This window comes from Pseudoalteromonas haloplanktis ATCC 14393, assembly GCF_000238355.1.
Lineage (GTDB): Bacteria > Pseudomonadota > Gammaproteobacteria > Enterobacterales > Alteromonadaceae > Pseudoalteromonas > Pseudoalteromonas haloplanktis.
This window is the reverse complement of record NZ_AHCA01000010.1, coordinates 88,888-112,439: the sequence shown is the minus strand read 5'-3', so window position 1 is coordinate 112,439 and position 23,552 is coordinate 88,888. Positions and strand designations below refer to the sequence as shown.

The following is a 23,552-nucleotide window of genomic DNA, read 5'->3' as shown; positions in this document are numbered from 1 at the left end:
ATAATTTAGAGATTTATTTTTTATCAAAGACTTAAGTAAGCTGCCAAATTTGTGTACTGTTGACTAAATTGCTAACAACCTTAGCTATAGCCAAAGTAAACATGTCTGTTTAGAGTTGACTGGGAGTGAGTAAGACTTTCAAAAGGTATATTAATTCTTGTTGGCAAAGTTAAGACGCATATGTATCAGAGCAACCAACCCCAAACCATACAAACTAACGCTAGTATTAACCCGCTAGATAATACCCCTTGCTGTATTCTAGGATCAACCAATGCCTGAAGTTTAAATGCTGGAGAAAAAATCTGCTTAAACGGAGTAAAATAGATTTTCGGCGCAAGCCCTGTACCGACCAAAATTAAAAATACAGCTATTGTACTAGTTAAGTCTAACCATGAAAGATCATTAAAAATGAAATCATAGATACCGATAATTAAGAATAGAAACCCTATGAGCCAACACACAACTAATACTATTTTTTCTTTAATTAGGGTCCCATCCATTAACTACTACTCCATGTTACTCTAACGAGTTTGCAGAACGGCTCGTTTAATTTATTTTTTTATTGATGCATTAACCATAGCCGAGTTCCTACTTTGATTCAATCGGTTACTTCTATTTCATTGAAATATAGTAAGAAGACTTGGTGTGATTTAATTTTTTTGAAGTGCAGCAAGTAAGAGTAGATAAATGGACGGACTAGATAAATGGACAGGCATATTTTATTTATCGTCTAACATCAAAAACCTCCTAAGGAACGACTAATCCCCCTGCATTTATACACTATCAATTTCTTCATTTGTTGATTTATAAGTTTTACATTTTTGGGTATGGTGTTAAACAGCAGAGTAAAGTTTTGCTAGACGGATACTTTATAGGTGAGATTATTTTTCAATTACTAGATAAACTTAGTGCTAACCTACCCCTTTATACCATTTGACATCGTTGGTTGCCGCATGCTGCTTTAATCGTTGTTTACTGCCTGCAAAATTTGAATATTGATGTCTAAATCGCTTTACGGATTCAAGCCATTGCGCTTCTTCTATATTCAAAGTAAGCAGCGCTTTAGGGACTGTGTGGTTTATATGCCCTTTTTTCTTTGGATCTATGTGACGACCACTCCAGTCCACTAATTCAATGTAATCTAGCAAGGCAAAGGGAATTGTATGTTTGATGTCATTACCACCAAATGGCTTTAGCTGTGCAGGTTGGCTTTCATGTTGGATATTATCCTTTTGCTTGAGGGGCTTATTCGCTTTCATCACGTCTGCGGTAAAGGCTTTGAAATGCGCTATACGTTCTTGAATTGAGGTGAAATCACTGTCTTCGAGTGTATCGGCTATATTTGCTCTGATAGGATTTAAATCGACATACGCCATACAACTTAGCACTGCGGCTTGATCTAATAGCGCTTGTGACTTATAGCGCCCTTCCCACAAATTTATAGGGAATAAATTTGAATGCCGTTAGGCAGCCCGAAGGGTGAGTGCCAAGGATGGCAGCGAATAATACTTTCCGGTGCAGTTATCTTCTTTATTGGCCTCGCGGGCTATATATTCATTGAGGTTTTTCATATACCAGCTGATGTCATACAACCTTTCTCGCCATTTTGAGATAATTTCATTGAAGAAAAGTAACCTAGACTTATCTAATTGCTCACCATTTAAGTAACGGTCAACCAGCATGTGACCATTATAGAGTTGATACCAGCGCTTAATTACTTCTTCATCAGACCACTCAAGGGCTTGTTGCCTATTCACATTTACAACGAGATGGTAATGGTTGCTCATAATCGCGTAGGCTGCGATTTCGATGGCAAACACGCTACTTAATAACTTTATTCGCTCTATAAGCCACTCTCTACGGTGATCAAAGTTTTTACCCGTGTGTTTATCATTACCACACAAGTATGCTTGTCTGACACAACGAGCTATTAAGTGGTAATAGGATGTAGATGATAAATCAATCAAGCTTTTTCTTGCGCGAGTCATAAAGTATCAGCTCCAGTTAAACTGTATATAATAACAGTAGTTGATATTATGGTTTTTGCAAAAAAATGTACGCCTGTCCTGTTTTGAGAAAAGTGTCAGCCTTAGCTAGACCCATGTACTGTAACTTTCATTGTGTAAGTTCCTCACATGTCCAAACTGGTTTTTCAAATTTGAAAAGGACCAGTGCGACGAGCAATAAAGCACCGCCAAAAGCCAACCACGATGATATGACTTGCGAAGCATAAAACCACCCGATTGCAGCGGCTATTACAGCAATGAGCACGTGTAACATAAGGGGTACTTTGCCTTGGGTACCGTAAGTTAGCTGATACGCTTTAACAACTTTGTCTGCCACCAAGAACTCGCAGGTAGTTATATTTTTTGTCAGCCCTTTAGCTTGTAGCTTGATTTTCGCTGTTTTATTATCCACCCTAAATTCATGGCACGATTGAAACCTATAGTTTTTAGACTCACTAACAATCTCGCCATCTATTTTTACGATTTCTTTTCCTGACACTGGCGAGCAATCATAAGTGATCTGCTTATTATTGAAATAAAATTTAAAATGCATCCCTTTACTCGCTGAAACTTGTACATTTTCATTCGCCGTAATCATATTCCCTTGCCCTGTAATATTTTTTAATACTATGTTTTTAGTGATTTTAAACAAGCAGCAAAATAGTAATACTTTGCACGCAAACAGCTGTATTTAATACTAGTTTGTTGACTAATTAAACATTTAAAAATAAAAAACGGCAAGCCTTGGCTTACCGTTTTAATCATTAATAATCAATAACCGCGGTTACAAACGAATACCGCCGTCGATCTCAACCACGCGACCAGTGAAAAAGTCATTTTCGATAATATACTGAGCAGTATGCGCAATTTCATCAGCTTCGCCAAAGCGCCCTACTGGGGTGACTGCGAGCATACGCTGCTTAGCTTCTGGCTTCATGGCGTCGGTCATATTAGTGCGGATAACGCCCGGTGCAATAGCACCTACACGAATACCGAAACGGCCAAGCTCTTTTGCCCAACCTGTGGTCATAGCAACCACACCCGCTTTAGAAGCTGCGTAGTTGGTTTGGCCAATATTCCCCGCCCGCGCAACGCTCGACATATTGACAATTACGCCGCCTTTGCCCGATTCAATCATATGGGATGCTGCTTCTCGGCCCGCTAAAAATACGCCTGTTAGGTTCACATCAATCACAGATTTAAATTGATCTAGGGCCATTTTAGCAACGACTTTACCTTCTTTGGCTTTGATAAACATGCCATCACGTAAAATTCCGGCATTATTAATTAACACGCCAATGTGACCAAAGTCTGTGTTAATGGTATTAAAAGTATCGACCATAGCTTGTTCATCAGTGACGTTCGCCACATAGGCTTTAACCGTAGTGCCTTGCTGACTAAGCTCTGCAACTGCCGCATCTAATAAATCTTGCTGCATATCAATTAACGCCAGATCAGCACCAAGCGACGCAAATTTATGCGCCATTGCAAAGCCTAGGCCTTGTGCACCGCCTGTGATCACCACGGTATTATTTTTAATTTCCACCTGTTACTCCTTCGAGAATAGTTTAAAAATGGCGCTAAAATCGTCGCTACCCGCACCTTGATGTTGCAGCATGGTATAAAGGTTTTTCGCCATTGAGCCCATTGGGGTTGCTGAGTTACTTTGCTGCGCGGCTTCCATTGCCAAACCTAAATCTTTAGCCATTAAATCAACCATAAAACCTGGCTTATAATTATTGCTGGCAGGGGCTGTTTCCATAACACCAGGGCATGGGTTATAGAGTTCAAGCGTCCAGTTACGGCCCGAGCTTGCTGTCATTATATCGCTCAGCACTTTTGCATCTAGGCCATTATTAATACCCATTTGAATTGCTTCACTGGTGCCTGCCATTAAAATGCTCAGTAGCATGTTATTACAGATTTTTGCGACTTGCCCTGCACCAATTGCTCCAGCATGAAAAATATTTTTGCCCATATCTGCAAGCACATGCTGCGCTTGACTAAAGTGGGCATCGTCGCCACCGACAATAAAGGTCAATGTACCAGCAGTTGCCCCTGCAACCCCACCCGATACCGGCGCATCAACAAAAGCAATGCCTTGTTCACCAAGTTCAGCACCCACTTCACGCGCGGATGCAGCATCTATCGTAGAACAATCAATAACCAGTGTATTTTTAGCCAATACATGAATAAGGCCAGTATCACCTAAATAAAGCGATTTAACATGCTTACTAGCAGGTAACATGCTGATCAACACATCAATGTCGGTGGCACAGTGTTTAGCATCTGTCGCTGCTAGTGCGCCGTTACTGGCCAAGTCATTTACGACCGACTGGTTTAAATCAAACACTTTGACTTGATGACCCGCTTTCACCAGATTGGCAGCCATAGGGCCGCCCATATTACCTAAACCGATAAAACCAATTGAAAGTGACATAACCTTATCCTTGTGTGAGTTGTTTTAATGGATGCGTATCAGCAGTCCATCGCAGTGTGAAAAAGCTCTCTATTAGCTCTTCAGGCAGTGCTGCTATTGATTTGAACTGCCAGTTAGGCGCGCCATCTTTATCAATTAACAACGCTCTTACCCCCTCTTGGAATTCGCCTACTTCACCACAGCGTACAGACATCCCGAGTTCCATTTGGAAACACTCGCCAAGGCTTTTGCCTTGTGAGTTAGCAAGCTGACGCTCAACTAAAGCACAACTTAATGGGCAACCATGCTTTAATGATTTTTGTGCTCGTGTAAGCCAAACGTCATCAGTATCTAGGTTTAGAATGTAATTAACTTTATCTTTTAAATCAGTAAACTCACCGAGTTTTTGAATTGTCGCTAAATTCGCTTTTACATTGCCTTTTGGCATGCGCCCAGAAATGTTATCAAGCTCGGTTAATAAAGAAGTGAGTTTATCGTGATTTAACGCAGCCGTTTTTCCCCACTTGATAGCGATAAGTTGCTCAATCATACTGTCGTACTTATCAGCTTTAACAAAATAATCCGCCAGCGATACAAACATCGCATCATCGCAATTAATAGACGCTGCGGTTAGCCCTAAAAACAAGCCAACCTGCTCTGGCATTTTGTGTAAAAAGTAGCTCCCGCCTACATCAGGGTATAAGCCAATGGTCAGCTCAGGCATAGCAATACGCGATGTTTCGGTGACAACGCGATGACTCGCACCGGCCATTAAACCAAGTCCACCGCCCATCACAATACCGTTACCCCACACCAAGATTGGCTTGTCGTAACAATGGATTAAATGATCAAGGCGATACTCTTGGGTAAAAAAGTCTTCGATTAGATTAGCAGGCTCGCCACTTTTCATGGCTGTGTACAGGCTGACCACATCACCACCGGCACAAAATGCTTTCTCTCCTGCACCTTTGATAATGACCATAGCAATGTTGCTATCTTCAGCCCATGCTAACAACTGAGGCTCTAATAGTTTGATCATGGCAAAATTCAGTGCGTTTAATGACTTTGGCGCATTAAGGGTGGCAAAACCAATTAATGAGCCGTTTGCAGCGGCCGCGGTTTCAAACACCACTGGCGCATCAGGCGAATTTAATTGTGTTAGTTCAACCATTAGCCGTTCACCCAATTTGCTTTGCGTTTTTCTAAGAAGGCATTGACGCCTTCACGTTGATCCTCAGAATCAAATAAGCCAACAAATAATTCACGCTCAAGGGGTAATACATGTGCCATTGGCTGAGTACGGCCTTTTTGAATTAATGATTTACATGCCGATACTGCAACAGGACTTTGATCGGCCACTTGATTAGCCAGCTTAAGTGCGGCGGCAAAACTTTCACCTTGTGCAACGACTTCTTCAACTAAGCCGATTTGCAGGGCTTTATCAGCTTTTAGGCGTTCACCGCATAAGATCATCCGTTTTGCCCAGCCTTCACCTACTAACCATGCAAGGTTTTGTGTGCCACCAGCACAGGGTAATAAACCCACTTTTGCTTCAGGTAATGCCATTTGTGCTTGCTCTTCAGCAATACGAATATCGCACGCTAAAGCGACTTCTAGACCGCCACCCATGGCATAACCATTAATTGCCGCAATTGATACGCCTCTAAAAGCAGTCAGTGCTTCAAACGCTTCACCAAACACTTGCGACATGGTCGCGGCAACACCTTTATCGCCATCAGCAAATACATTTAAGTCGGCACCAGCACTAAAAAACTTGTCGCCTTCGCCGGTGATCACTAACGAATAGATATTTTTATTATCGTTAAGCTCATTTACGGTAGTTTTTAATGCAATTAACGTGTCTTTGGTCCAGGTATTCGCTGGCGGGTTAGACATAGTTAAAATAGCTACATGACCTTCAATGGTTAAATCAATACTTGGGTTTGACATGACGTGCTCCTTATAAAATATCAGCGGCTGATTCGGCTAAAATACGACGTGCAATGATCACACGCATAATTTCGTTAGTGCCTTCTAAGATTTGGTGTACGCGCACATCTCGAACATGGCGCTCAAGTGGGTATTCTTTAATGTAGCCGTAACCACCATGAATTTGCAGTGCGTCGTTACAGACTGTAAAGCCAACATCAGTGGCAAAACGTTTTGCCATGGCGCAATAAGTGGTTTTTTCACTGTCACCAGAGTCAAGTTTAAACGCAGCTAATCGCACCATTTGTCGTGCTGCCACCAGCTCAGTATTCATATCAGCAATTTTAAATTGCAGCGCCTGAAAAGCAGCCAGAGGCTTACCAAACTGCGTACGCTCCTTTAAATATTCGCGGGCTGTTTCAAGTGCTGCTTGGGCAGTACCAATAGAGCACGTAGCGATATTTATTCGCCCGCCATCTAAGCCTTGCATGGCAAACTTAAAGCCTTCGCCCTCAGCGCCAAGTAAGTTATGTGCTGGTATACGCACATCTTCAAAACTAATTAAGCGCGTAGGTTGTGCATTCCAGCCCATTTTCTCTTCAGCTTTACCATACTCAACGCCTTTAGCGTCAGCCGGTACAACAAACGCTGAAATACCCGCTGCGCCTTCGCCGCCAGTACGTGCCATAACCACTAACACTTCGGTTTCACCTGCACCCGAGATAAACATTTTTGAGCCGTTGATCACGTACTCATCACCTTCACGTACAGCTTTGGTTTTTAGTGATGCAGCATCAGAGCCGGAGCCTGGCTCTGTTAAACAGTAAGAGGCTAATAACTCGCCCATCACTAATTGTTCACAATACTGCGCTTTAGTTTGCTCAGTGCCAAAGCTTGCGATCATCCAGGTGGCCATATTATGAATGGTCAACATTGCAGTAGTTGCAGTACAGCCCATCGCAAGTTGTTCAAAAATAATGCTTGAATCTAAACGCGATAAGCCTAATCCACCGGCTTCTTCTGGGGTGTATAAACCGCAAAAGCCAAGTTCGCCTGCGGCTTTGATAGTCTCTTTTGGGAAAATATGTTCACGGTCCCATTTGGCGGCATGAGGAGCAAGTTCTGACTGCGCAAATTGGCGCGCCGTATCTGCAAATGCTTGCTGATCTTCTGTTAAATTAAAGTCCATTGGCGACCTCTTTATAAAATATGTTGTCAATTTAGATATTCGTGAAGAGCAGCGAAGGCAATGATATTGTGTGTGAAATCGCCTTCGCGCCCCTCTTTTTTATTATGTGGAGTTAGTTAAATTAATTACTTAAGGTTGATGCTCATATTAGGGCCTGAGGCAATATCGTCTTCAAACCAACGTGAGGTAATGGTTTTGGTTTCTGTATAAAAACGAATGCCTTGCTTACCGTAAGTGTGCGTATCCCCGTAGAACGAACCTTTCCAACCAGTAAATGAGAAAAATGGCAGTGGTACAGGGATTGGTACGTTAATACCTACTTGACCGACTTCGATTTCGTGTTGGAATTTACGGGCAGCTGCACCGCTTGAGGTAAATAATGATGTTCCATTACCATAAGGCGAGTCATTGATCAGTGCGATTGCTTCATCCAGAGAATCAACAAACATACACGCCAGTACTGGACCAAAGATCTCTTCTTTGTATAAATCCATGTCGGTGGTTACACCGCTAAACAGGGTTGGTCCAACCCAGTTACCCTTTTCATAACCTGCAACGGTAAAGTCCGAGCCATCAATCAAGCATGTTGCGCCTTGCGCTTTACCACTTTCAATTAATGAAAGAATACGTGCTTTGGCAGCCGGTGATGTTTGTGGGCCGTATGCAGCCTCTTTGTCATCCCATACACCTGGGCGTACATTAGCAAAACCGGCTTTAATATCGTCAACCCAGTCTTTCGCTTGGCCTACAAATACCGCGACTGAAATACCCATACAACGCTGACCTGCCGCACCAACAGACGCACCAACAAGGTTATTAACAACGTGCGAGCGACTAGCATCAGGCATGATCACCATGTGATTTTTTGCACCCACACAAGCTTGTACACGCTTTAAATTTGCAGTGCCTTTAGAGTAGATGTATTCACCTACACCACAAGAGCCAACAAACGAAATTGCACGTACTGCAGGCTCTTCTAATAACCGGTCAACTTGTGCTTTAGTACCATGCACAACTTGCAGCACGCCCGCTGGTGCACCGGCCTCAATGAAAAGCTCAGCCAAACGCATTGGCGTTAATGGGTCTTGCTCTGACGGTTTTAAAATAAAGGTGTTGCCACATACAATCGCCAGTGGGAACATCCACAATGGGATCATCGCTGGAAAGTTAAACGGCGTGATGCCCGCACACACACCCAGTGGCTGCATGTATGAGTAAGTGTCGATTTTACGCGCCACGTTTTCCATTGTTTCACCCATCATTAATGACGGTGCATTAGCCGCTTGTTCAACAACTTCAATGCCACGCCACACATCGCCTTTAGCATCTTCAAATGTTTTGCCTAATTCGTGGCAAATAATGGTGGCAAGTTCATCATGATGTTCTTTTAAAAGTGCCGCGTACTTCATCATAATGCGCGCACGCTCAGTGATTGGTACGTCTTTCCATGTTTTAAAGGTCTCTTTCGCTGATGCGATCGCGGCATCCATTTCTGCGTCTGTTGCACATGGTACTTGTGCAAGCACTTCTTGGTTTGCTGGATTAATAACGTCAATCAGTTGAGCTGATGTTGATTGAACAAATTCACCGTTGATAAGTAATGGTACTTGGTGCATAACGCACTCCTCCCCAGAGGGTAATTAATTAAGCCGCAGTAGTTATTGTTAAAAGAGCCTACGGCTGTGAGAGTTTAAATTTGTTTTCTAAAAACTAGAGTGCTTCTACTGCTAAGGCAACCGCTTCACCGCCACCAATGCATAATGATGCTACGCCTTTTTTAAGGCCCCGATTTTTAAGCGCGTGAATAAGCGTCACTAAAATACGTGCACCACTGGCACCAATTGGATGACCCAGTGCACACGCACCGCCATTAACATTTACTTTGCTTTCATCAAGCTTTAACTCATTGATGGCAAGCATAGTAACCATGGCAAAGGCTTCGTTAATTTCCCACAGGTCAACGTCATTCGTTGTCCAGCCCGCTTTAGCAAGTAAGCTATTCATAGCGCCTACCGGAGCAAGCGTAAACTCACTTGGTTTTTGCGAATGGGTGCTGTGGGCAACAATACGACACAGTGGGGTCAGCCCTTGGGCTTTTGCATGTGATTCGCTCATCAAGATAAGTGCAGCGCCACCGTCAGAGATTGACGATGAATTTGCAGCAGTAATAGTGCCGTCTTTTTTGAAAGCGGCGCGCAGGCTCGGTATTTTTTCAGGACGAGCATTACCCGGTTGTTCATCAATGCTGATAGTAACGTCGCCTTTACGGCCACTGATTGTATGCGGCGCAATCTCGTTGGTAAAACTGCCGTTTTCAATCGCCGCATTGGCTTTACTTAACGAGCTCAGCGCAAACGTATCCATTTGCTCCCGACCAATCCCATATTCATCAGCGGTATCTTGTGCAAAACAGCCCATGGCTTTGTTATCGTACGCGTCCTCTAGGCCATCGCTCATCATGTGATCTTTTATTTCACCGTGCCCCATGCGCATGCCACCGCGTGCTTTTGGAATAAAATACGGCGAATTAGTCATGCTTTCCATGCCACCGGCAACCGCGCTATTAATTGAGCCCGCTTTAATTAAGTCGTGTGCAAGCATCGTCGCTTTCAAGCCTGAGCCACACACTTTATTAATTGTTGTTGCGCCGGTTGAACGAGCAAGTCCAGCTTTTAACATGGCTTGGCGCGCAGGTGCTTGACCTAAACCCGCTGGTAATACACAGCCCATTATCACTTCATCAATCGCAGTATCACTTAAACCAATATCGGCTATTGCACTGGCAATGGCGGTTGCACCCAACTCAGTAGCAGATGCATCGCTGAGAGATCCCATAAAACCGCCCATAGGGGTACGTTTTGCTGCTACAATAACAACGGCTTCACTAGTCATAAAAAGGCTCCATTTATTATCAGGTGTAATCACAACTATTCGGGCTACACCAAGTCATTTATAATTTGATTTGTCTATGAGCATACATAATATTTACGTTTACGCCAACGTAAATCTAAAATCAAGATTTTTGCGGTAAGTAAAATTGTAAACTTATCTTTATTTTAGCGTAGCCATTTGCAAACACTGGGCCTCTACACCTGTAAATACGGGTAAGCTTGTTGTTTTATACCACAAATGTATATGTCTAAAGTATAAGTTCTATTATCCACTTTACCTTTACGTAAACTTCACTTATATTGGAGTTATTCGAATGAGGTAACTAGACTATGAATCAAGATAATCAAACAAACTTTGCTAGCTCAGCCGCTGAGCCTGCCAGCCACGAGCAAACCTTTAGCATCAGCGAACTAGCTAAAGAATTTGACATTACTACCCGCTCAATTCGCTTTTATGAAGATCAGGGCTTAATTTCACCTGAGCGTAATGGCCAAACCCGTATTTATTCAAAACGTGACAAAGTACGTTTAAAGCTAATCTTACGTGGTAAACGCTTAGGGTTTACCTTAGCTGAAACCGGCCGTTTGTTTGAACTGTATGATGCTGATAAATCGAGCGCGAAGCAGTTAGTGACTATGCTGGACTTGATCTCAGAAAAAAAAGCCGACCTCAGCCAACAAATGGATGACATTAAAGTTGTCTTGATGGAGCTGGTAACCGCTGAGCGTCGTTGTCGCGATACCTTAAATCAATTAGATGAATAAACCCTAAACAATTTATAAAAGACTATTCATTAACAGTCTCTCACACAGGAATGAATCATGAGCACTATTTCACTATATAAAGAAATGAACTTTGGCCTTGGCGAAACTGCAGATATGATCCGCGATCATGTTAATAGCTTTGCCAGCCAGGAGATTGCCCCTTTAGCAGAGAAAACCGACCTTGATAATGCGTTTCCTAATCAACTATGGCCCCAGTTAGGCGAGATGGGTGTATTAGGGATGACCGTACCTGAAGAATTAGGGGGGGCGGGTTTAGGTTATTTAGAGCATGTTATCGCGATGGAAGAAATTAGCCGTGCGAGTGCCTCAATTGGTTTAAGTTATGGTGCTCATTCAAACCTCTGTGTGAATCAAATTAACCGCAATGGCACACAAGCACAAAAAGAAAAATACTTACCCAAGCTAATTACTGGTGAGCACATTGGTGCCCTTGCAATGAGTGAGCCAAACGCCGGCTCTGATGTTGTGTCAATGAAACTCAAAGCAGAGAAAAAAGGCGATAAGTACATTCTTAATGGTAATAAAATGTGGATCACCAATGGTCCTGACGCCCATACCTTTGTGATCTATGCAAAAACTGATTTAACGGCCGGTGCTAAAGGTATTACTGCGTTTATTGTTGAGAGCAGTTTCTCTGGTTTTTCAACCGCTCAAAAGCTCGATAAACTCGGGATGCGTGGCTCAAACACCTGTGAATTAGTGTTTGAGAACTGTGAAGTACCTGAAGAAAACATTCTTGGTAACTTAAACGAAGGCGTAAAAGTATTAATGAGTGGCCTTGATTACGAGCGTGTCGTACTTGCGGCGGGCCCACTGGGTATTATGCAAGCCTGTATGGACATTGTTGTGCCGTACATTCATGAACGTAAGCAGTTTGATACCCCGATTGGCCAGTTTCAGCTTATTCAAGGCAAAGTGGCCGATATGTACACACAAATGAATGCGGCGCGTTCATACGTGTATACCGTAGCCAAAGCCTGTGACCGTGGTGAAACCACCCGTAAAGATGCCGCTGGCGCGATTTTATATGCGGCGGAGCTGGCAACTAAAATGGCACTGGATGCGATTCAAATTCTCGGTGGTAATGGCTATATCAATGAATACGCAACAGGTCGCCTGCTACGTGATGCTAAGCTGTATGAGATTGGCGCCGGCACCTCTGAAATTCGCCGTATGCTCATTGGTCGTGAACTATTTACTGAAAGCCGTTAAGGATAAGCGCTATGACAATTTTAAAATCAAGCGTTAATCCAAACGATCCACAGTTTTTACAAAATCATGAAAACATGGCGAGTTTAGTTGATGATTTACGCAGCAAAGTAAATGAAATCAGCCAAGGTGGTGGTGCAGCGTTAATCGAGCGCCATCAAAGCCGTGGTAAAATGTTCGTTCGTGAGCGCATTAGTACTTTACTTGACGAAGGCTCACCATTTTTAGAGATTTCGCAATTTGCTGCCTTTGGCGTTTATGAGCAAGCGATTCCATGCGCCGGTGTTGTTGCTGGTATTGGTCGTGTTAAAGGCGTTGAGTGTATGATCATCGCCAATGACGCGACAGTTAAGGGCGGTACTTACTTCCCGCTAACCGTTAAAAAGCATTTACGCGCGCAAGATATCGCCGAACGTTGTCACCTGCCCTGTATTTATTTGGTTGATTCAGGTGGCGCAAACCTACCAGAACAAGACGATGTGTTTCCAGACAAATTGCATTTCGGTCGTATTTTTTATAACCAAGCGCGTATGTCAGGTAAAGGCATCCCACAAATTGCCGTGGTTATGGGGTTATGTACCGCAGGCGGTGCATACGTGCCTGCAATGGCCGATGAAAGCATTATCGTCAAAGAGCAAGGCACTATCTTTTTAGCGGGCCCACCGCTGGTAAAAGCGGCAACTGGCGAAGAAGTCACAGCTGAAGAGCTCGGTGGTGCCGACGTGCACTGTAAAACATCCGGTGTGGCTGATCACTATGCAGAGAACGACGCACACGCATTATCAATTGCCCGCCAATGTATTGAACGAATTAATTACCAACGCCCTACTTCACCAATACTTGATCAAGAACCTGTAAAAGCACCGCGTTACGACATAAACGAATTATACGGCATTGTCGGCACTGATCTTAAAAAGCCGTTTGATGTGCGTGAAGTTATTGCTCGCACTGTGGACGATTCATCGTTTGATGAGTTTAAGCGTTACTTTGGCGACACCTTAGTGACAGGTTTTGCTAAAATTTATGGTCACCCTGTGGGCATTGTAGCCAATAACGGGATTTTATTTAGTGAGTCTGCGCAAAAAGGCGCGCACTTTATTCAACTATGCGCGCAGCGTAAAATTCCACTGGTATTTTTACAAAACATCACCGGTTTTATGGTGGGTAAAAAGTATGAAGCCGAGGGAATTGCTAAACACGGTGCGAAAATGGTAATGGCAGTATCGTGTGCGGATGTGCCTAAGTTTACAGTACTGATCGGCGGCTCTTATGGCGCTGGCAACTACGGCATGTGTGGCCGTGCGTTTGAACCTACCATGATGTGGATGTGGCCTAACGCCCGTATTTCAGTGATGGGCGGCGAGCAAGCTGCAGGCGTAATGGCACAAGTAAAACAAGATGGTTTAGCCCGTAAAGGTCAAACCATGACTGATGAGCAAATCAGTGAGTTTAAACAGCCTATTATTGACCAGTATGAGCAACAAGGTCACCCTTATTACGCCAGCGCAAGGCTGTGGGATGATGGCATCATCGACCCTGCTGATACCCGCAACGTACTAGGCTTAGCACTAAGTGCTGCAGCTAACGCGCCACAACGTGATTCGCAATTCGGCGTCTTTAGAATGTAAGGAAGTGAGTATGTCAGTAACACTACAAATAACTAAATCAAATGTGGCTGTACTCGTGTTAAGTCGCCCTGAAAAACGCAATGCTTTTAACGAGCAAGTGATTCATGAACTTATTCAATGTATTGAACATGCCAACAGCTTAGATGTACGTGCTTTAGTTCTAAAAACTGAAGGTGAACACTTTTCTGCAGGGGCTGATCTGAACTGGATGAAATCCATGGCAGATAATGATTTTAGCGAAAACCTCGCCGATTCAAAGCAACTTGCCAAACTAATGCATGTGCTAGCGACGAGTCCATTACCAACCATTTGTGCTGTACAAGGTGCTGCATTTGGTGGCGCACTTGGCTTGATTGCTTGTTGCGATATTGCTATTTGCCAAGACAACGCGCAGTTTTGCTTAAGCGAAGTAAAACTTGGCTTAATACCCGCAGTAATTAGCCCTTATGTGATAAGCGCTATTGGCGAGCGTGCTGCGCGTCGCTATTTTTTAACCGCGGAAATTTTTGATGCTCATACGGCAAAACAGTTAGGTCTTATTCATCAAGTAACCGGCAAACTAGACTGCGCCCTTGATCAATTGCTAGAGAATTTACTTAATAATGGCCCATTAGCCGTGCGTGCTGCTAAGCAATTAATTAACGATGTAGCAGGTCATGAGATTAATGGTCAAATTATTAATTTAACCGCCGAACGAATTGCAGAAATTCGCGTATCAGAAGAAGGCCAAGAAGGCTTATCCGCTTTTTTTGAAAAACGCCCACCAAGTTGGCAGAAATAGGGATCACCATGAGCACACAATCATTACAAAAAATTCTTATTGCTAACCGTGGCGAAATTGCCTGTCGGGTAATGCGCACTGCCAAGCAAATGGGTTTAACCACAGTCGCGGTTTATTCTGACGCCGATAAACACGCTCAACATGTACAGTTAGCCGATGAAGCCTATCATATTGGCGCAGCACCAAGTAAAGACTCTTACTTAGTGGCTGATAAAATCCTCAAAGTGGCACTTGATGCTGGTGTTGATTGTATTCACCCAGGCTATGGTTTTTTATCTGAAAACAGTGAGTTTGCTAAAGCCTGTGAACAAAACAACATTGCATTTATTGGTCCACCAGCGGCAAGCATAGAAGCCATGGGCTCAAAAACACGGGCCAAAGAGATCATGGCAGCTGCCAATGTACCTTTAGTACCGGGTTATTATGGCGATAAACAAGATCCTGTGTTCTTACAGGCTGAAGCTGAAAAGATTGGCTATCCGGTGCTTATCAAAGCGGCCTTTGGTGGTGGCGGTAAAGGCATGCGTATTGTTGAGCAGGCAAAAGACTTTATAAGTGCTCTACAAGGCGCACAGCGTGAAGCTATTGCAGGTTTTGGCAATGACTTAGTGCTACTTGAGCGTTATGTAAACAAACCTCGTCACGTTGAAGTACAAGTGTTTGCTGATAATCACGGTAACTGTGTGTATTTAGGTGACCGAGATTGTTCGTTGCAACGTCGTCATCAAAAGGTCATTGAAGAAGCGCCTGCGCCTGGTTTATCTGATGAACTACGTAAAGAAATGGGAGAAGCGGCTGTACGTTGTGCCCTTGCAATTAACTATCGCGGTGCAGGTACTGTAGAGTTTCTACTATGCGGCGATGAATTCTTCTTTATGGAAATGAACACACGTTTACAAGTAGAGCATCCAGTAACCGAAATGGTTACTGGCGTTGATTTAGTCAATTGGCAAATCAATATTGCAGCGGGTAAGCCATTACCCCTTGTACAAAGCGATATTCAGTTACACGGTCATAGTTTTGAAGCGCGGATTTATGCCGAAGATCCAAGTAATGACTTTATCCCCTGCTCTGGCACTATTAACGGTTTATATACTCCCGTGCAATCTGAATATGTACGCATTGATACCGGTGTTATACAAGGCGATGAAATTAGCCCATTCTACGACCCAATGATTGCAAAACTCATTGTTCACGATGATAACCGTGAACAGGCCTTAGCACGTTTAAGCACGGCACTTGAACAGTTTCATTTGGCAGGGTTTAGCTGTAACGTCAGCTTTTTACATACCCTTGCTAATCACCCCGCATTTAAATTAGGCGCACCAGACACTCACTTTATAGAAGAGCAAGGCGCTGCCTTGATCAAAGTGGATCAAAAGCACCGTGATATTAGCAACGTTATTGCCGCATTTAGCTATTTAACATCGCTTAAGCAACACAATAAATACTCAGCCTGGGATAATTTACCCGGTTTTAAACTAAATAGTGCAACCACCATCACAGTCCCTTTTGCAGAGCAGCATCTACTTGCTACAGCAACGGCCGATGGGTTTATTATTCACCTTGATGAAGTTGACTATACAACCTCTGGCGACATTGAAAATAACCTTTGTAGTGTATTTATAAATGGTGAGAAACACACATCCCACGTAGATACGTGTGATAACACCGTTACAGTGATGTATAAAGCGCTACAAAGCCGCTATGACATTGTTGATAAGCACTATGTCAGCGAACACGAAAGTGATGCACTGCCACTTGCAGCTCCACTCAATGGCACGGTTGTTAAGCATTTAGTGGCTGTAGGTAGTCAAATTACTAAAGGTGATGCCGTGGTGATCATCGAAGCGATGAAAATGGAATACACTCTCACCGCCCCCCATGATGGGGTACTGCAAAGCTACTGTTTTGCAGAAGGCGAACTGGTGAGTCATGGTGCGCTGTTAGCAATCGTCAATGAAGAGAGCACCACTGATGAGTAATGCTTCAGCAAATCAATTGCCTAGTCACGTTCGCATTGTTGAAGTGGGTGCCCGTGATGGCTTACAAAACGAAAGCGCAGTGAGCACTCAAAGCAAGATTGCGCTTATTAATGCACTTGCCGCTGCCGGTATCAAAGATATTGAAGCTGGTGCCTTTGTCTCGCCCAAATGGGTGCCACAAATGGCCGATTCAAATGAGGTAATTAGCGCACTTGAGTTGCCTGATTGCAATCTAACCGCCCTCACCCCCAATTTAAAAGGGGCAGAAGCAGCACATGCGGTGGGGATTAAAGAATTTGCTATATTCACCGCAGCCAGTGAATCGTTTTGCCAAAAAAACATCAACTGCTCAATTGACGAAAGTATTGCCCGATTTAAAGATGTAATGGCGTTTGCCAAAGCGCATAACATTCGCGTGCGAGGTTATGTAAGCTGCGTGCTAGGTTGCCCGTACGAAGGAGATATTGACCCTCAGGCTGTGCTCACTGTTACAGAAAAGTTATTAGCACTGGGCTGTTATGAAATTAGCCTTGGTGACACGATTGGGGTAGGCACTGCCAAAAAGGTCGATCAGCTACTAGACTTACTCCTGAGCAAAATTGATAAATCGGTGTTAGCTGTTCATTTTCACGACACCTATGGCCAAGCGCTCACAAATATTTACACTGCGCTAAAGCGTGGTATAGCAACGGTTGACAGTGCAGTTGCAGGCCTTGGTGGTTGCCCTTACGCTAAAGGAGCGTCAGGAAATGTTGCCACCGAAGATGTCGTTTACTTACTGCAAGGACTTGGCATTGAGCATGGAATTGATTTAGAAAGACTGGCTGAGGCTGGTTGGGCTATTTGTAGTGCATTAAACAAACAACCTGTAAGCAAGGTATCCCTTGCCCTTAAAAATCAAGCTGCTGAACAATAACAGCAGTTATACACATAATTATAAGGAGTGGGCCCATGGCCGGTTTCGATAAAGTGGTTTCAAGTTATGAAGCTGCAATGGAAGGTTTAAAAGATGGCGATACTATTATCGCTGGTGGCTTTGGTTTATGCGGTATCCCAGAGGGGTTAATTAGCGAGATCAAGCGTAAACAAACAAAAGATCTTACTGTGGTATCAAATAACTGCGGTGTTGATGATTTTGGCTTAGGGATTTTATTACACGACAAACAAATTAAAAAAATCATCGCCTCATATGTGGGCGAAAATGCCCTTTTTGAACAGCAGTTATTAAATGGTGAAATTGACGTTGTGCTAACCCCACAAGGTACATTAGCTGAAAAAATGCGTGCTGGTGGTGCGGGTATTCCTGCGTTTTATACAGCCACAGGTTACGGTACACCCGTTGCTGAAGGTAAAGAAGTTAAAGAGTTTAACGGCCGACCGTATATTTTAGAAGAGTCAATCACCGGTGAGTTTGCAATTGTAAAAGCATGGAAAGCAGACCGCTATGGTAATTTAGTGTTTCGCCACACGGCGATGAACTTCAATCCAATGGCAGCCACAGCAGGTAAAATTACTGTAGCCGAAGTTGAAGAAATAGTAGAGCCGGGTGAACTTGAACCAAGCCAAATTCATACCCCTGGTATTTTTGTAAATCGCGTGATCAAAGGAAGCTTTGAAAAACGCATTGAACGCATCACCACAAGCGATTAGGAGCAACATCATGGCATTATCACGTGAACAAGTCGCAATGCGTGTTGCGCAAGAGCTACAAGACGGTTACTACGTAAACCTCGGTATTGGCATTCCTACCCTAGTTGCTAACTATGTACCTGATGGCATTGAAGTTATGTTACAGTCTGAAAATGGCTTATTAGGCATGGGGCCATACCCTACAAAAGCTGAGCTTGACGCTGATATGATCAATGCGGGTAAAGAAACCGTGACAGCAGCCACAGGTGCAGCCATATTTAATAGTGCAGATAGTTTTGCAATGATCCGTGGAGGTCATGTAGACTTAACAGTCTTAGGTGCATTTGAAGTTGACCAGAACGGAAACATCGCATCGTGGATGATCCCAAAAAAGCTGATCAAAGGCATGGGTGGCGCGATGGACCTTGTTGCTGGTGCTAAGAATATTATTGTTACAATGACCCATGCCAGTAAGCATGGCGACTCTAAATTACTTGAAAGTTGCTCTTTACCCTTAACTGGTGTTAACTGTGTAAAGAAAATAGTAACGGATTTAGCCGTTTTAGAAGTAAAAGACGGCGCATTTCATCTGCTAGAACGCGCACCTGGCGTATCAGTGGACGAAATAATAAGTAAAACGGCAGGAAAATTGCTTGTTGATGGTGAAATACCTGAGATGGTTTTTTAAATTATCTCTTAGTTTCATCTTGTACCAACCTCATTCCCAGTGCCAATGGCGCTGAGTTACCCAAAATCCCTCGCAAGAGGGATTTTTTTTGTCTGTAACTTACTGCACCAAATTATAGCAAAGCATTTTTTTGTGCCCCATATCTGTGATTTGTACTACAATTGGAGAACTCAACGAATTGTTGTTATCTAAAAGAGAAAACAACGATTAACCTGAGAACTACTATCACACAAATTAAATAGCCTTAAATTGGTTGTTTTTTAATTGTAGACGCAGAAAATAGCTATAATGCAAACTAATTTTGCTAACACTTTGCAAGTTGGGATAGTTATTGCTTTACTAACGTTATTGAGAATTACTAACATCGATTATGCAAACACCTATTAGAGGATTACGTTCATTTTGTTTTGCGGCAAGAACGTTAAGCTTTAAAGAAGCCGCAAACTTACTTTATCTTACGCCGTCTGCTGTCAGTCACCAAATCAAACAGCTAGAAGAGCAGTTAGGTATTGAATTGTTTGAACGTCAAACACGCTCTATCAATTTAACCGCTGCGGGTAAAAACTTTTATGACTCAGTGTCACCGCTTATTAAAGCACTTGAAAAAACCATCACTGAATTTAGTCAGTTGCAAGAAAATGTCACCATCAGCATTACCTTACCTGAGTTCTTTGCTAGTGAATTATTGATGCCCAAACTCAGCGAGTGGACCACTGAGCACCCTAAGACTAATTTACAACTTAACACAATGAAAACCCGTAAAGAGTTGGCTATCCATAGTGATTTATCAATCGTGTTGTCTTCTTCAAAACCCATTGAAGGTGTTGTGCACGAATTATTTTCACTGCAATATTCACCTGCGTGTAACAAAGAAAACTGGCAACAATGGCATGAGAATCCACTTGAAGCATTACAACAAGTGCCGCTTATTTTGCATAAAGCTCGCCCTTGGGCATGGCATCAATGGGCTGAACATGCTGGTTTAGATGACTTTTCACCAAAACAAATTATCCAGGTTGATAGTATGTTTGGTGTTGCTCGCGCAGCGCAACAAGGGATGGGAATTGCACTGATCCCCTTGCCTATCAGTCAAACATGGTTTGATGAAGGCTGGTTGTTTAATTTCACCGAAGAACCATTAGTCACTAAGGATAAATATTACTTAGTGCAGCATGAGCCAAGTGAAACGAATGCCTCACTTGAACTGTTTATTAAGTGGTTACTTGATACCTTTAAGCACCTTAAGTAATACTCATAAATTAAACCCAGCATTAAGCTGGGTTTTCTGTTCAAATGTTTTTATTAGCTTTGATTGCGTGCAACAAACTCAAGTACCGTTGCATTAATGCAATAGCGATCTTGTCCTTTTGGGCCTTCACCCGGAAATAAATGCCCTAAATGAATACCAGAAGATTTTGATTTAATTTCAATACGCTGCATACCATAGCTATTATCTTCATGCAGTGTCACAGTGTCTTTAACTGGATGAGTGAATGACAACCAACCAGTCCCAGATTTAAAGCGATCGCGAGTGTCAAATAACGGCACACCACTGAGTTTATCGATAAAAATACCATCAGGGGTATTTTTGAAAATATCATACTGCTTACAGAATGGGCTATCTGTGCTGGCATTAAATGCAACTGAATAAGCCTCGCTGTTCCCTAACTTGAACGCCCCCAGAGCTTTATAAAATTCGCCCGCAGGCACATACCCCTGACGACCATAAACTTCTTTGCCATCTTCCAAAAATAAAATGGTTGGTGTGGCCCATGTCGGTGTTTTAATTGTTAAGCCATCAAGTTGGTCGGCTTTACGATAAGTTAAATTAATACTGCCTTTGTAATCGTTACTAACCTCTTTTTTAAATTTCTCGCAGTATGGACAATACGCACGAGAATCAATCACCACAATCTGTTTTCCAGTAAGCAATGCCGTGTTATCAATTGCTTCTTCTGTTGGTTTTTCAAACACCACGCCAGTTGAGTGATCGGGGCAATAGCCATTTGGGTTTTTCACCAAATAGTCTTGATGGTATTCCTCAGCCGGAAAAAATTCAGTAAGCGGTTTAATGATTGTTTTAATATCCCCATACCCTGCCGCAGTTAGTTTAGTTTGATACTGCGCTTTTAATTGTGTGGCTAGATTAGCTTGCTCTGCTGTTGTTGTTAAAATAATTGAACGATACTGTGTACCGATATCATTTCCTTGGCGATTTTTCTGTGTTGGATCATGACTTTCAAAATAATTTTTTAACAATGCTTCAGCACTGATAATAGTGCTGTTGAAGGTTACTTGAACAACTTCAGCGTAGTTATTCTCATCAAAACGACGAGATTGTTGTGTAATATTGCGGTAGCTTGCTTTGAACCCTTTACCATCAGCGTAACCTGATTCTGCATCGATCACACCATCTAATGCTTCATAGCGTTTTTCAGCTCCCCAAAAGCAACCAGAGCCTAATACAATCGTTTCTAAATGCATGGTTGCTTGAACATCGCCCGCTTGTTCAGTTTCAAGCGAAAACGCATAATTTGCCACGCTAAACAAAACGCTACAAGTAGCTAATTTAAGCCAATTCTTTGCTGTCATCATTACCCTGCCTCACTCTATAAATAGCTTCAATCTAATAGACCTTAGAGCTGCAATGATTATTTCATTAATTTGCATTATTTTATCGCTCAATATCGCAGCTTTACCGAATTCAACTTAACCTACGAACCTAAATAAGGTAAAAAGGCTTTTATTTAATATAGGTTTGACAATGAAAACGCTTTTCAATTTATCAGCGCTAACACTTGCTGTTACTGTTAGTACGCACACTCTAGCTGCAGAGTTTAATTTTACTAATAAAATAGATAACAATGCCCATGCATTAGTGTTGCTTTATAGCCAAGACGGCAGCAATAAGCAGTTTAAATCGCTTAATAAAACACTAAACAACCAATTACAACGTGCTATTGATAGTAATGACTTTAATGGTAAATACGCCAGTGTCGTTGAAGTATTAGCACCCCATAACAGTGATTTTAACCGTGTACTGATTGTTGGTGCAGGTGAGCAAGATAAACTTGATAAAGCATTAATGGCTAAACTAGGTGGCAATATTCACGCCCAGTTACTTGCTAATAAAACAGTATCTGCCGCAGTCGCCATGGATGAATTAAATGGGGTAAATACTAATAGCGAATTAGCAGCTAACTTTGCCCATGGGGCGAACTTGCGTGATCACCGTTTTGAAAAATACAAACAAAAACCGAATACTCAGACAGTTAATTATAGTTTTGATGTTGATAACGCAAAACAAACAAAGCGTGAATACACACAACTTGAAAGCATCCAGGCAGGCGTATTTTTAGCACGCGACCTTACATCAGAAGTGGCTACAGAAATGACTCCTGAAGATTTTGCTAATGCAGCCAAAGAACTAGAGTCGCTCGGTGTTGAAATCACCATTTTAGAGCCAAAACAATTAAAAGAGCTTGGTATGGGGGCGCTTGAAGCCGTTGGCCGTGGTAGCCAACAAGGAGCTCGTTTAGTGGTCGCTCACTATAAAGGCTCAAACGACACACCTATTGCACTAGTAGGTAAAGGGATCACTTTTGATTCAGGCGGCTATAGTTTAAAAACAGGTGCATCAATTGCACGTATGAAGTCAGATATGGCAGGTGCTGCAGCGGTGCTTGGTACAGTCAAAGCAATGGCATTAGCAAAAGCAGATAAAAATGTCGTGGCTGTAATGGGGATGGCTGCCAACATGGTATCGCAGTTCGCGGTAGCTCCAGGGGATGTAGTACGTACAGCGGAAGGTTTAAGCGTTGAGATTGTTAACACCGATGCAGAGGGCCGTTTGGTGTTAAGTGATGCGATGTGGTACGCCAGAGAGTATTTCAAGCCACAAGTCATGATAGATGTTGCAACACTTACAGGCTCTAAAATTCAAGCTGTAGGTAATGATTATGCTGCGGTTTTTTCTGATGACGATGAACTTGTTGAACAATTAACCTTTGCTGGTAAGCAAGTCAATGAGCTTTTATGGCGCCTACCTTTAGGTTATAAAGAGACCTTATCATCTGAAATAGCTGATCTGAAGAACTTAGGTTCAAGTGGCCCAGGTGCAACCACTGCAGCAAGCTTTTTACAACATTTTGCTGGGGATACGCGATGGGTACATATCGATATCGCTGGTAATGCGTTAGCAAGCAAAGGTAAAGATGAAATCTCTGCCGGTGGCACTGGCTACGGTGTTCGTTTACTAAGCGAATGGCTATTAAGTAATGAAGTTAAGTAACTAAGCTACCTTATACGCATAAGCACATGTTTTGCTTATGCGTTCCCCGCTTAGAGTCAACAGTCATGGCTTGAGTCTTAAAATCCATAAATCTAATCGCATTGCTGTAAACATTTAATAC

At 42.8% G+C, this 23,552-nt stretch carries 20 protein-coding genes and 1 pseudogene; 10 read left to right on the top strand and 11 right to left on the bottom strand.

The features are described from left to right. Positions 1 to 185: 185 nt before the first annotated feature. The 10 genes and pseudogenes from PHAL_RS0117340 to PHAL_RS0117290 form a co-directional block, all read right to left on the bottom strand. Positions 186 to 500: a hypothetical protein gene (locus PHAL_RS0117340; protein WP_016709700.1), complete on the bottom strand. Its 315-nt coding sequence runs from the start codon at positions 498 to 500 to the stop codon at positions 186 to 188. Between the two features lie 411 nt (positions 501 to 911). Beyond that, positions 912 to 1,988: pseudogene (locus tag PHAL_RS23170) on the bottom strand (alpha-amylase family glycosyl hydrolase). Between the two features lie 127 nt (positions 1,989 to 2,115). Further along, positions 2,116 to 2,658: a hypothetical protein gene (locus PHAL_RS0117330; protein WP_232321814.1), complete on the bottom strand. Its 543-nt coding sequence runs from the start codon at positions 2,656 to 2,658 to the stop codon at positions 2,116 to 2,118. 132 nt (positions 2,659 to 2,790) lie between these two features. Continuing rightward, positions 2,791 to 3,552 carry an SDR family oxidoreductase gene (locus tag PHAL_RS0117320; protein ID WP_016709697.1) on the bottom strand — a complete coding sequence of 254 codons (762 nt, stop codon included), beginning with the start codon at positions 3,550 to 3,552 and terminating at the stop codon, positions 2,791 to 2,793. A gap of 3 nt (positions 3,553 to 3,555) precedes the next feature. Beyond that, positions 3,556 to 4,446, bottom strand: a complete 891-nt coding sequence (gene mmsB / locus PHAL_RS0117315; protein WP_016709696.1) for a 3-hydroxyisobutyrate dehydrogenase — start codon at positions 4,444 to 4,446, stop codon at positions 3,556 to 3,558. Positions 4,447 to 4,450: 4 nt separating this feature from the next. Continuing rightward, positions 4,451 to 5,596 (bottom strand): enoyl-CoA hydratase/isomerase family protein, encoded by a 1,146-nt coding sequence (locus tag PHAL_RS0117310; protein WP_016709695.1) that lies wholly within the window; start codon positions 5,594 to 5,596, stop codon positions 4,451 to 4,453. Next, positions 5,596 to 6,375, bottom strand: coding sequence for an enoyl-CoA hydratase (locus PHAL_RS0117305; RefSeq protein ID WP_016709694.1), 780 nt, complete (start codon positions 6,373 to 6,375; stop codon positions 5,596 to 5,598). The genes PHAL_RS0117310 and PHAL_RS0117305 overlap by 1 nt, the downstream gene beginning before the upstream one ends. A 10-nt stretch (positions 6,376 to 6,385) precedes the next feature. Further along, on the bottom strand, positions 6,386 to 7,543 hold the full coding sequence (locus PHAL_RS0117300) for an acyl-CoA dehydrogenase family protein (RefSeq protein WP_016709693.1): 1,158 nt from the start codon (positions 7,541 to 7,543) through the stop codon (positions 6,386 to 6,388). Positions 7,544 to 7,668: 125 nt separating this feature from the next. Then, positions 7,669 to 9,159, bottom strand: coding sequence for a CoA-acylating methylmalonate-semialdehyde dehydrogenase (locus PHAL_RS0117295; RefSeq protein WP_016709692.1), 1,491 nt, complete (start codon positions 9,157 to 9,159; stop codon positions 7,669 to 7,671). Between the two features lie 94 nt (positions 9,160 to 9,253). Continuing rightward, positions 9,254 to 10,435, bottom strand: a complete 1,182-nt coding sequence (locus tag PHAL_RS0117290) for an acetyl-CoA C-acyltransferase (RefSeq protein WP_016709691.1) — start codon at positions 10,433 to 10,435, stop codon at positions 9,254 to 9,256. Positions 10,436 to 10,764: 329 nt separating this feature from the next. Here PHAL_RS0117290 and PHAL_RS0117285 point away from each other — a divergent pair, with 329 nt between their 5' ends. The 9 genes from PHAL_RS0117285 to PHAL_RS0117245 all read left to right on the top strand — a co-directional run bounded on the left by PHAL_RS0117285 (position 10,765) and on the right by PHAL_RS0117245 (position 20,389). Next, on the top strand, positions 10,765 to 11,199 hold the full coding sequence (locus PHAL_RS0117285; protein ID WP_016709690.1) for a MerR family transcriptional regulator: 435 nt from the start codon (positions 10,765 to 10,767) through the stop codon (positions 11,197 to 11,199). Positions 11,200 to 11,256: 57 nt separating this feature from the next. Continuing rightward, complete coding sequence (locus PHAL_RS0117280) at positions 11,257 to 12,432, top strand: isovaleryl-CoA dehydrogenase (protein WP_016709689.1); 1,176 nt, start codon at positions 11,257 to 11,259, stop codon at positions 12,430 to 12,432. Positions 12,433 to 12,443: 11 nt separating this feature from the next. Continuing rightward, entirely contained in the window at positions 12,444 to 14,057 is a 1,614-nt protein-coding gene (locus PHAL_RS0117275) for a carboxyl transferase domain-containing protein (protein WP_016709688.1), read from the top strand. Between the two features lie 10 nt (positions 14,058 to 14,067). Beyond that, positions 14,068 to 14,838 carry an enoyl-CoA hydratase/isomerase family protein gene (locus PHAL_RS0117270; protein WP_016709687.1) on the top strand — a complete coding sequence of 257 codons (771 nt, stop codon included), beginning with the start codon at positions 14,068 to 14,070 and terminating at the stop codon, positions 14,836 to 14,838. An 8-nt stretch (positions 14,839 to 14,846) separates the two neighbouring features. Then, positions 14,847 to 16,823, top strand: coding sequence for an acetyl/propionyl/methylcrotonyl-CoA carboxylase subunit alpha (locus PHAL_RS0117265; RefSeq protein WP_016709686.1), 1,977 nt, complete (start codon positions 14,847 to 14,849; stop codon positions 16,821 to 16,823). Beyond that, a complete protein-coding gene (locus PHAL_RS0117260; protein WP_016709685.1) occupies positions 16,816 to 17,739 on the top strand; it encodes a hydroxymethylglutaryl-CoA lyase in 924 nt (307 codons plus the stop codon). Before PHAL_RS0117265 ends, PHAL_RS0117260 begins: the two co-directional genes overlap by 8 nt. A gap of 35 nt (positions 17,740 to 17,774) precedes the next feature. Beyond that, positions 17,775 to 18,473 carry a CoA transferase subunit A gene (locus PHAL_RS0117255; protein WP_016709684.1) on the top strand — a complete coding sequence of 233 codons (699 nt, stop codon included), beginning with the start codon at positions 17,775 to 17,777 and terminating at the stop codon, positions 18,471 to 18,473. 10 nt (positions 18,474 to 18,483) lie between these two features. After that, entirely contained in the window at positions 18,484 to 19,140 is a 657-nt protein-coding gene (locus PHAL_RS0117250) for a CoA transferase subunit B (RefSeq protein WP_016709683.1), read from the top strand. A gap of 370 nt (positions 19,141 to 19,510) precedes the next feature. Next, complete coding sequence (locus PHAL_RS0117245; RefSeq protein WP_016709682.1) at positions 19,511 to 20,389, top strand: LysR family transcriptional regulator; 879 nt, start codon at positions 19,511 to 19,513, stop codon at positions 20,387 to 20,389. A gap of 53 nt (positions 20,390 to 20,442) precedes the next feature. Here PHAL_RS0117245 and msrA read toward each other — a convergent pair whose 3' ends face one another. Further along, positions 20,443 to 21,735: a peptide-methionine (S)-S-oxide reductase MsrA gene (gene msrA / locus PHAL_RS0117240; protein WP_016709681.1), complete on the bottom strand. Its 1,293-nt coding sequence runs from the start codon at positions 21,733 to 21,735 to the stop codon at positions 20,443 to 20,445. A gap of 169 nt (positions 21,736 to 21,904) precedes the next feature. On the opposite strand from msrA, the gene PHAL_RS0117235 reads away from it, so the two are divergent. Continuing rightward, a complete protein-coding gene (locus tag PHAL_RS0117235; protein WP_016709680.1) occupies positions 21,905 to 23,431 on the top strand; it encodes a leucyl aminopeptidase in 1,527 nt (508 codons plus the stop codon). The last annotated feature ends 121 nt before the right edge of the window (positions 23,432 to 23,552 follow it).

Bases quoted from the DNA above. Each gene is read 5' to 3' on its own strand.
- PHAL_RS0117340 (WP_016709700.1), bottom strand. From the start codon at position 500: ATGGATGGGACCCTAATTAAAGAAAAAATAGTATTAGTTGTGTGTTGG.
- mmsB (WP_016709696.1), bottom strand. From the start codon at position 4,446: ATGTCACTTTCAATTGGTTTTATCGGTTTAGGTAATATGGGCGGCCCT.
- PHAL_RS0117310 (WP_016709695.1), bottom strand. From the start codon at position 5,596: ATGGTTGAACTAACACAATTAAATTCGCCTGATGCGCCAGTGGTGTTT.
- PHAL_RS0117305 (WP_016709694.1), bottom strand. From the start codon at position 6,375: ATGTCAAACCCAAGTATTGATTTAACCATTGAAGGTCATGTAGCTATT.
- PHAL_RS0117300 (WP_016709693.1), bottom strand. From the start codon at position 7,543: ATGGACTTTAATTTAACAGAAGATCAGCAAGCATTTGCAGATACGGCG.
- PHAL_RS0117295 (WP_016709692.1), bottom strand. From the start codon at position 9,159: ATGCACCAAGTACCATTACTTATCAACGGTGAATTTGTTCAATCAACA.
- PHAL_RS0117290 (WP_016709691.1), bottom strand. From the start codon at position 10,435: ATGACTAGTGAAGCCGTTGTTATTGTAGCAGCAAAACGTACCCCTATG.
- PHAL_RS0117285 (WP_016709690.1), top strand. From the start codon at position 10,765: ATGAATCAAGATAATCAAACAAACTTTGCTAGCTCAGCCGCTGAGCCT.
- PHAL_RS0117280 (WP_016709689.1), top strand. From the start codon at position 11,257: ATGAGCACTATTTCACTATATAAAGAAATGAACTTTGGCCTTGGCGAA.
- PHAL_RS0117275 (WP_016709688.1), top strand. From the start codon at position 12,444: ATGACAATTTTAAAATCAAGCGTTAATCCAAACGATCCACAGTTTTTA.
- PHAL_RS0117270 (WP_016709687.1), top strand. From the start codon at position 14,068: ATGTCAGTAACACTACAAATAACTAAATCAAATGTGGCTGTACTCGTG.
- PHAL_RS0117265 (WP_016709686.1), top strand. From the start codon at position 14,847: ATGAGCACACAATCATTACAAAAAATTCTTATTGCTAACCGTGGCGAA.
- PHAL_RS0117260 (WP_016709685.1), top strand. From the start codon at position 16,816: ATGAGTAATGCTTCAGCAAATCAATTGCCTAGTCACGTTCGCATTGTT.
- PHAL_RS0117255 (WP_016709684.1), top strand. From the start codon at position 17,775: ATGGCCGGTTTCGATAAAGTGGTTTCAAGTTATGAAGCTGCAATGGAA.
- PHAL_RS0117250 (WP_016709683.1), top strand. From the start codon at position 18,484: ATGGCATTATCACGTGAACAAGTCGCAATGCGTGTTGCGCAAGAGCTA.
- PHAL_RS0117245 (WP_016709682.1), top strand. From the start codon at position 19,511: ATGCAAACACCTATTAGAGGATTACGTTCATTTTGTTTTGCGGCAAGA.
- msrA (WP_016709681.1), bottom strand. From the start codon at position 21,735: ATGATGACAGCAAAGAATTGGCTTAAATTAGCTACTTGTAGCGTTTTG.
- PHAL_RS0117235 (WP_016709680.1), top strand. From the start codon at position 21,905: ATGAAAACGCTTTTCAATTTATCAGCGCTAACACTTGCTGTTACTGTT.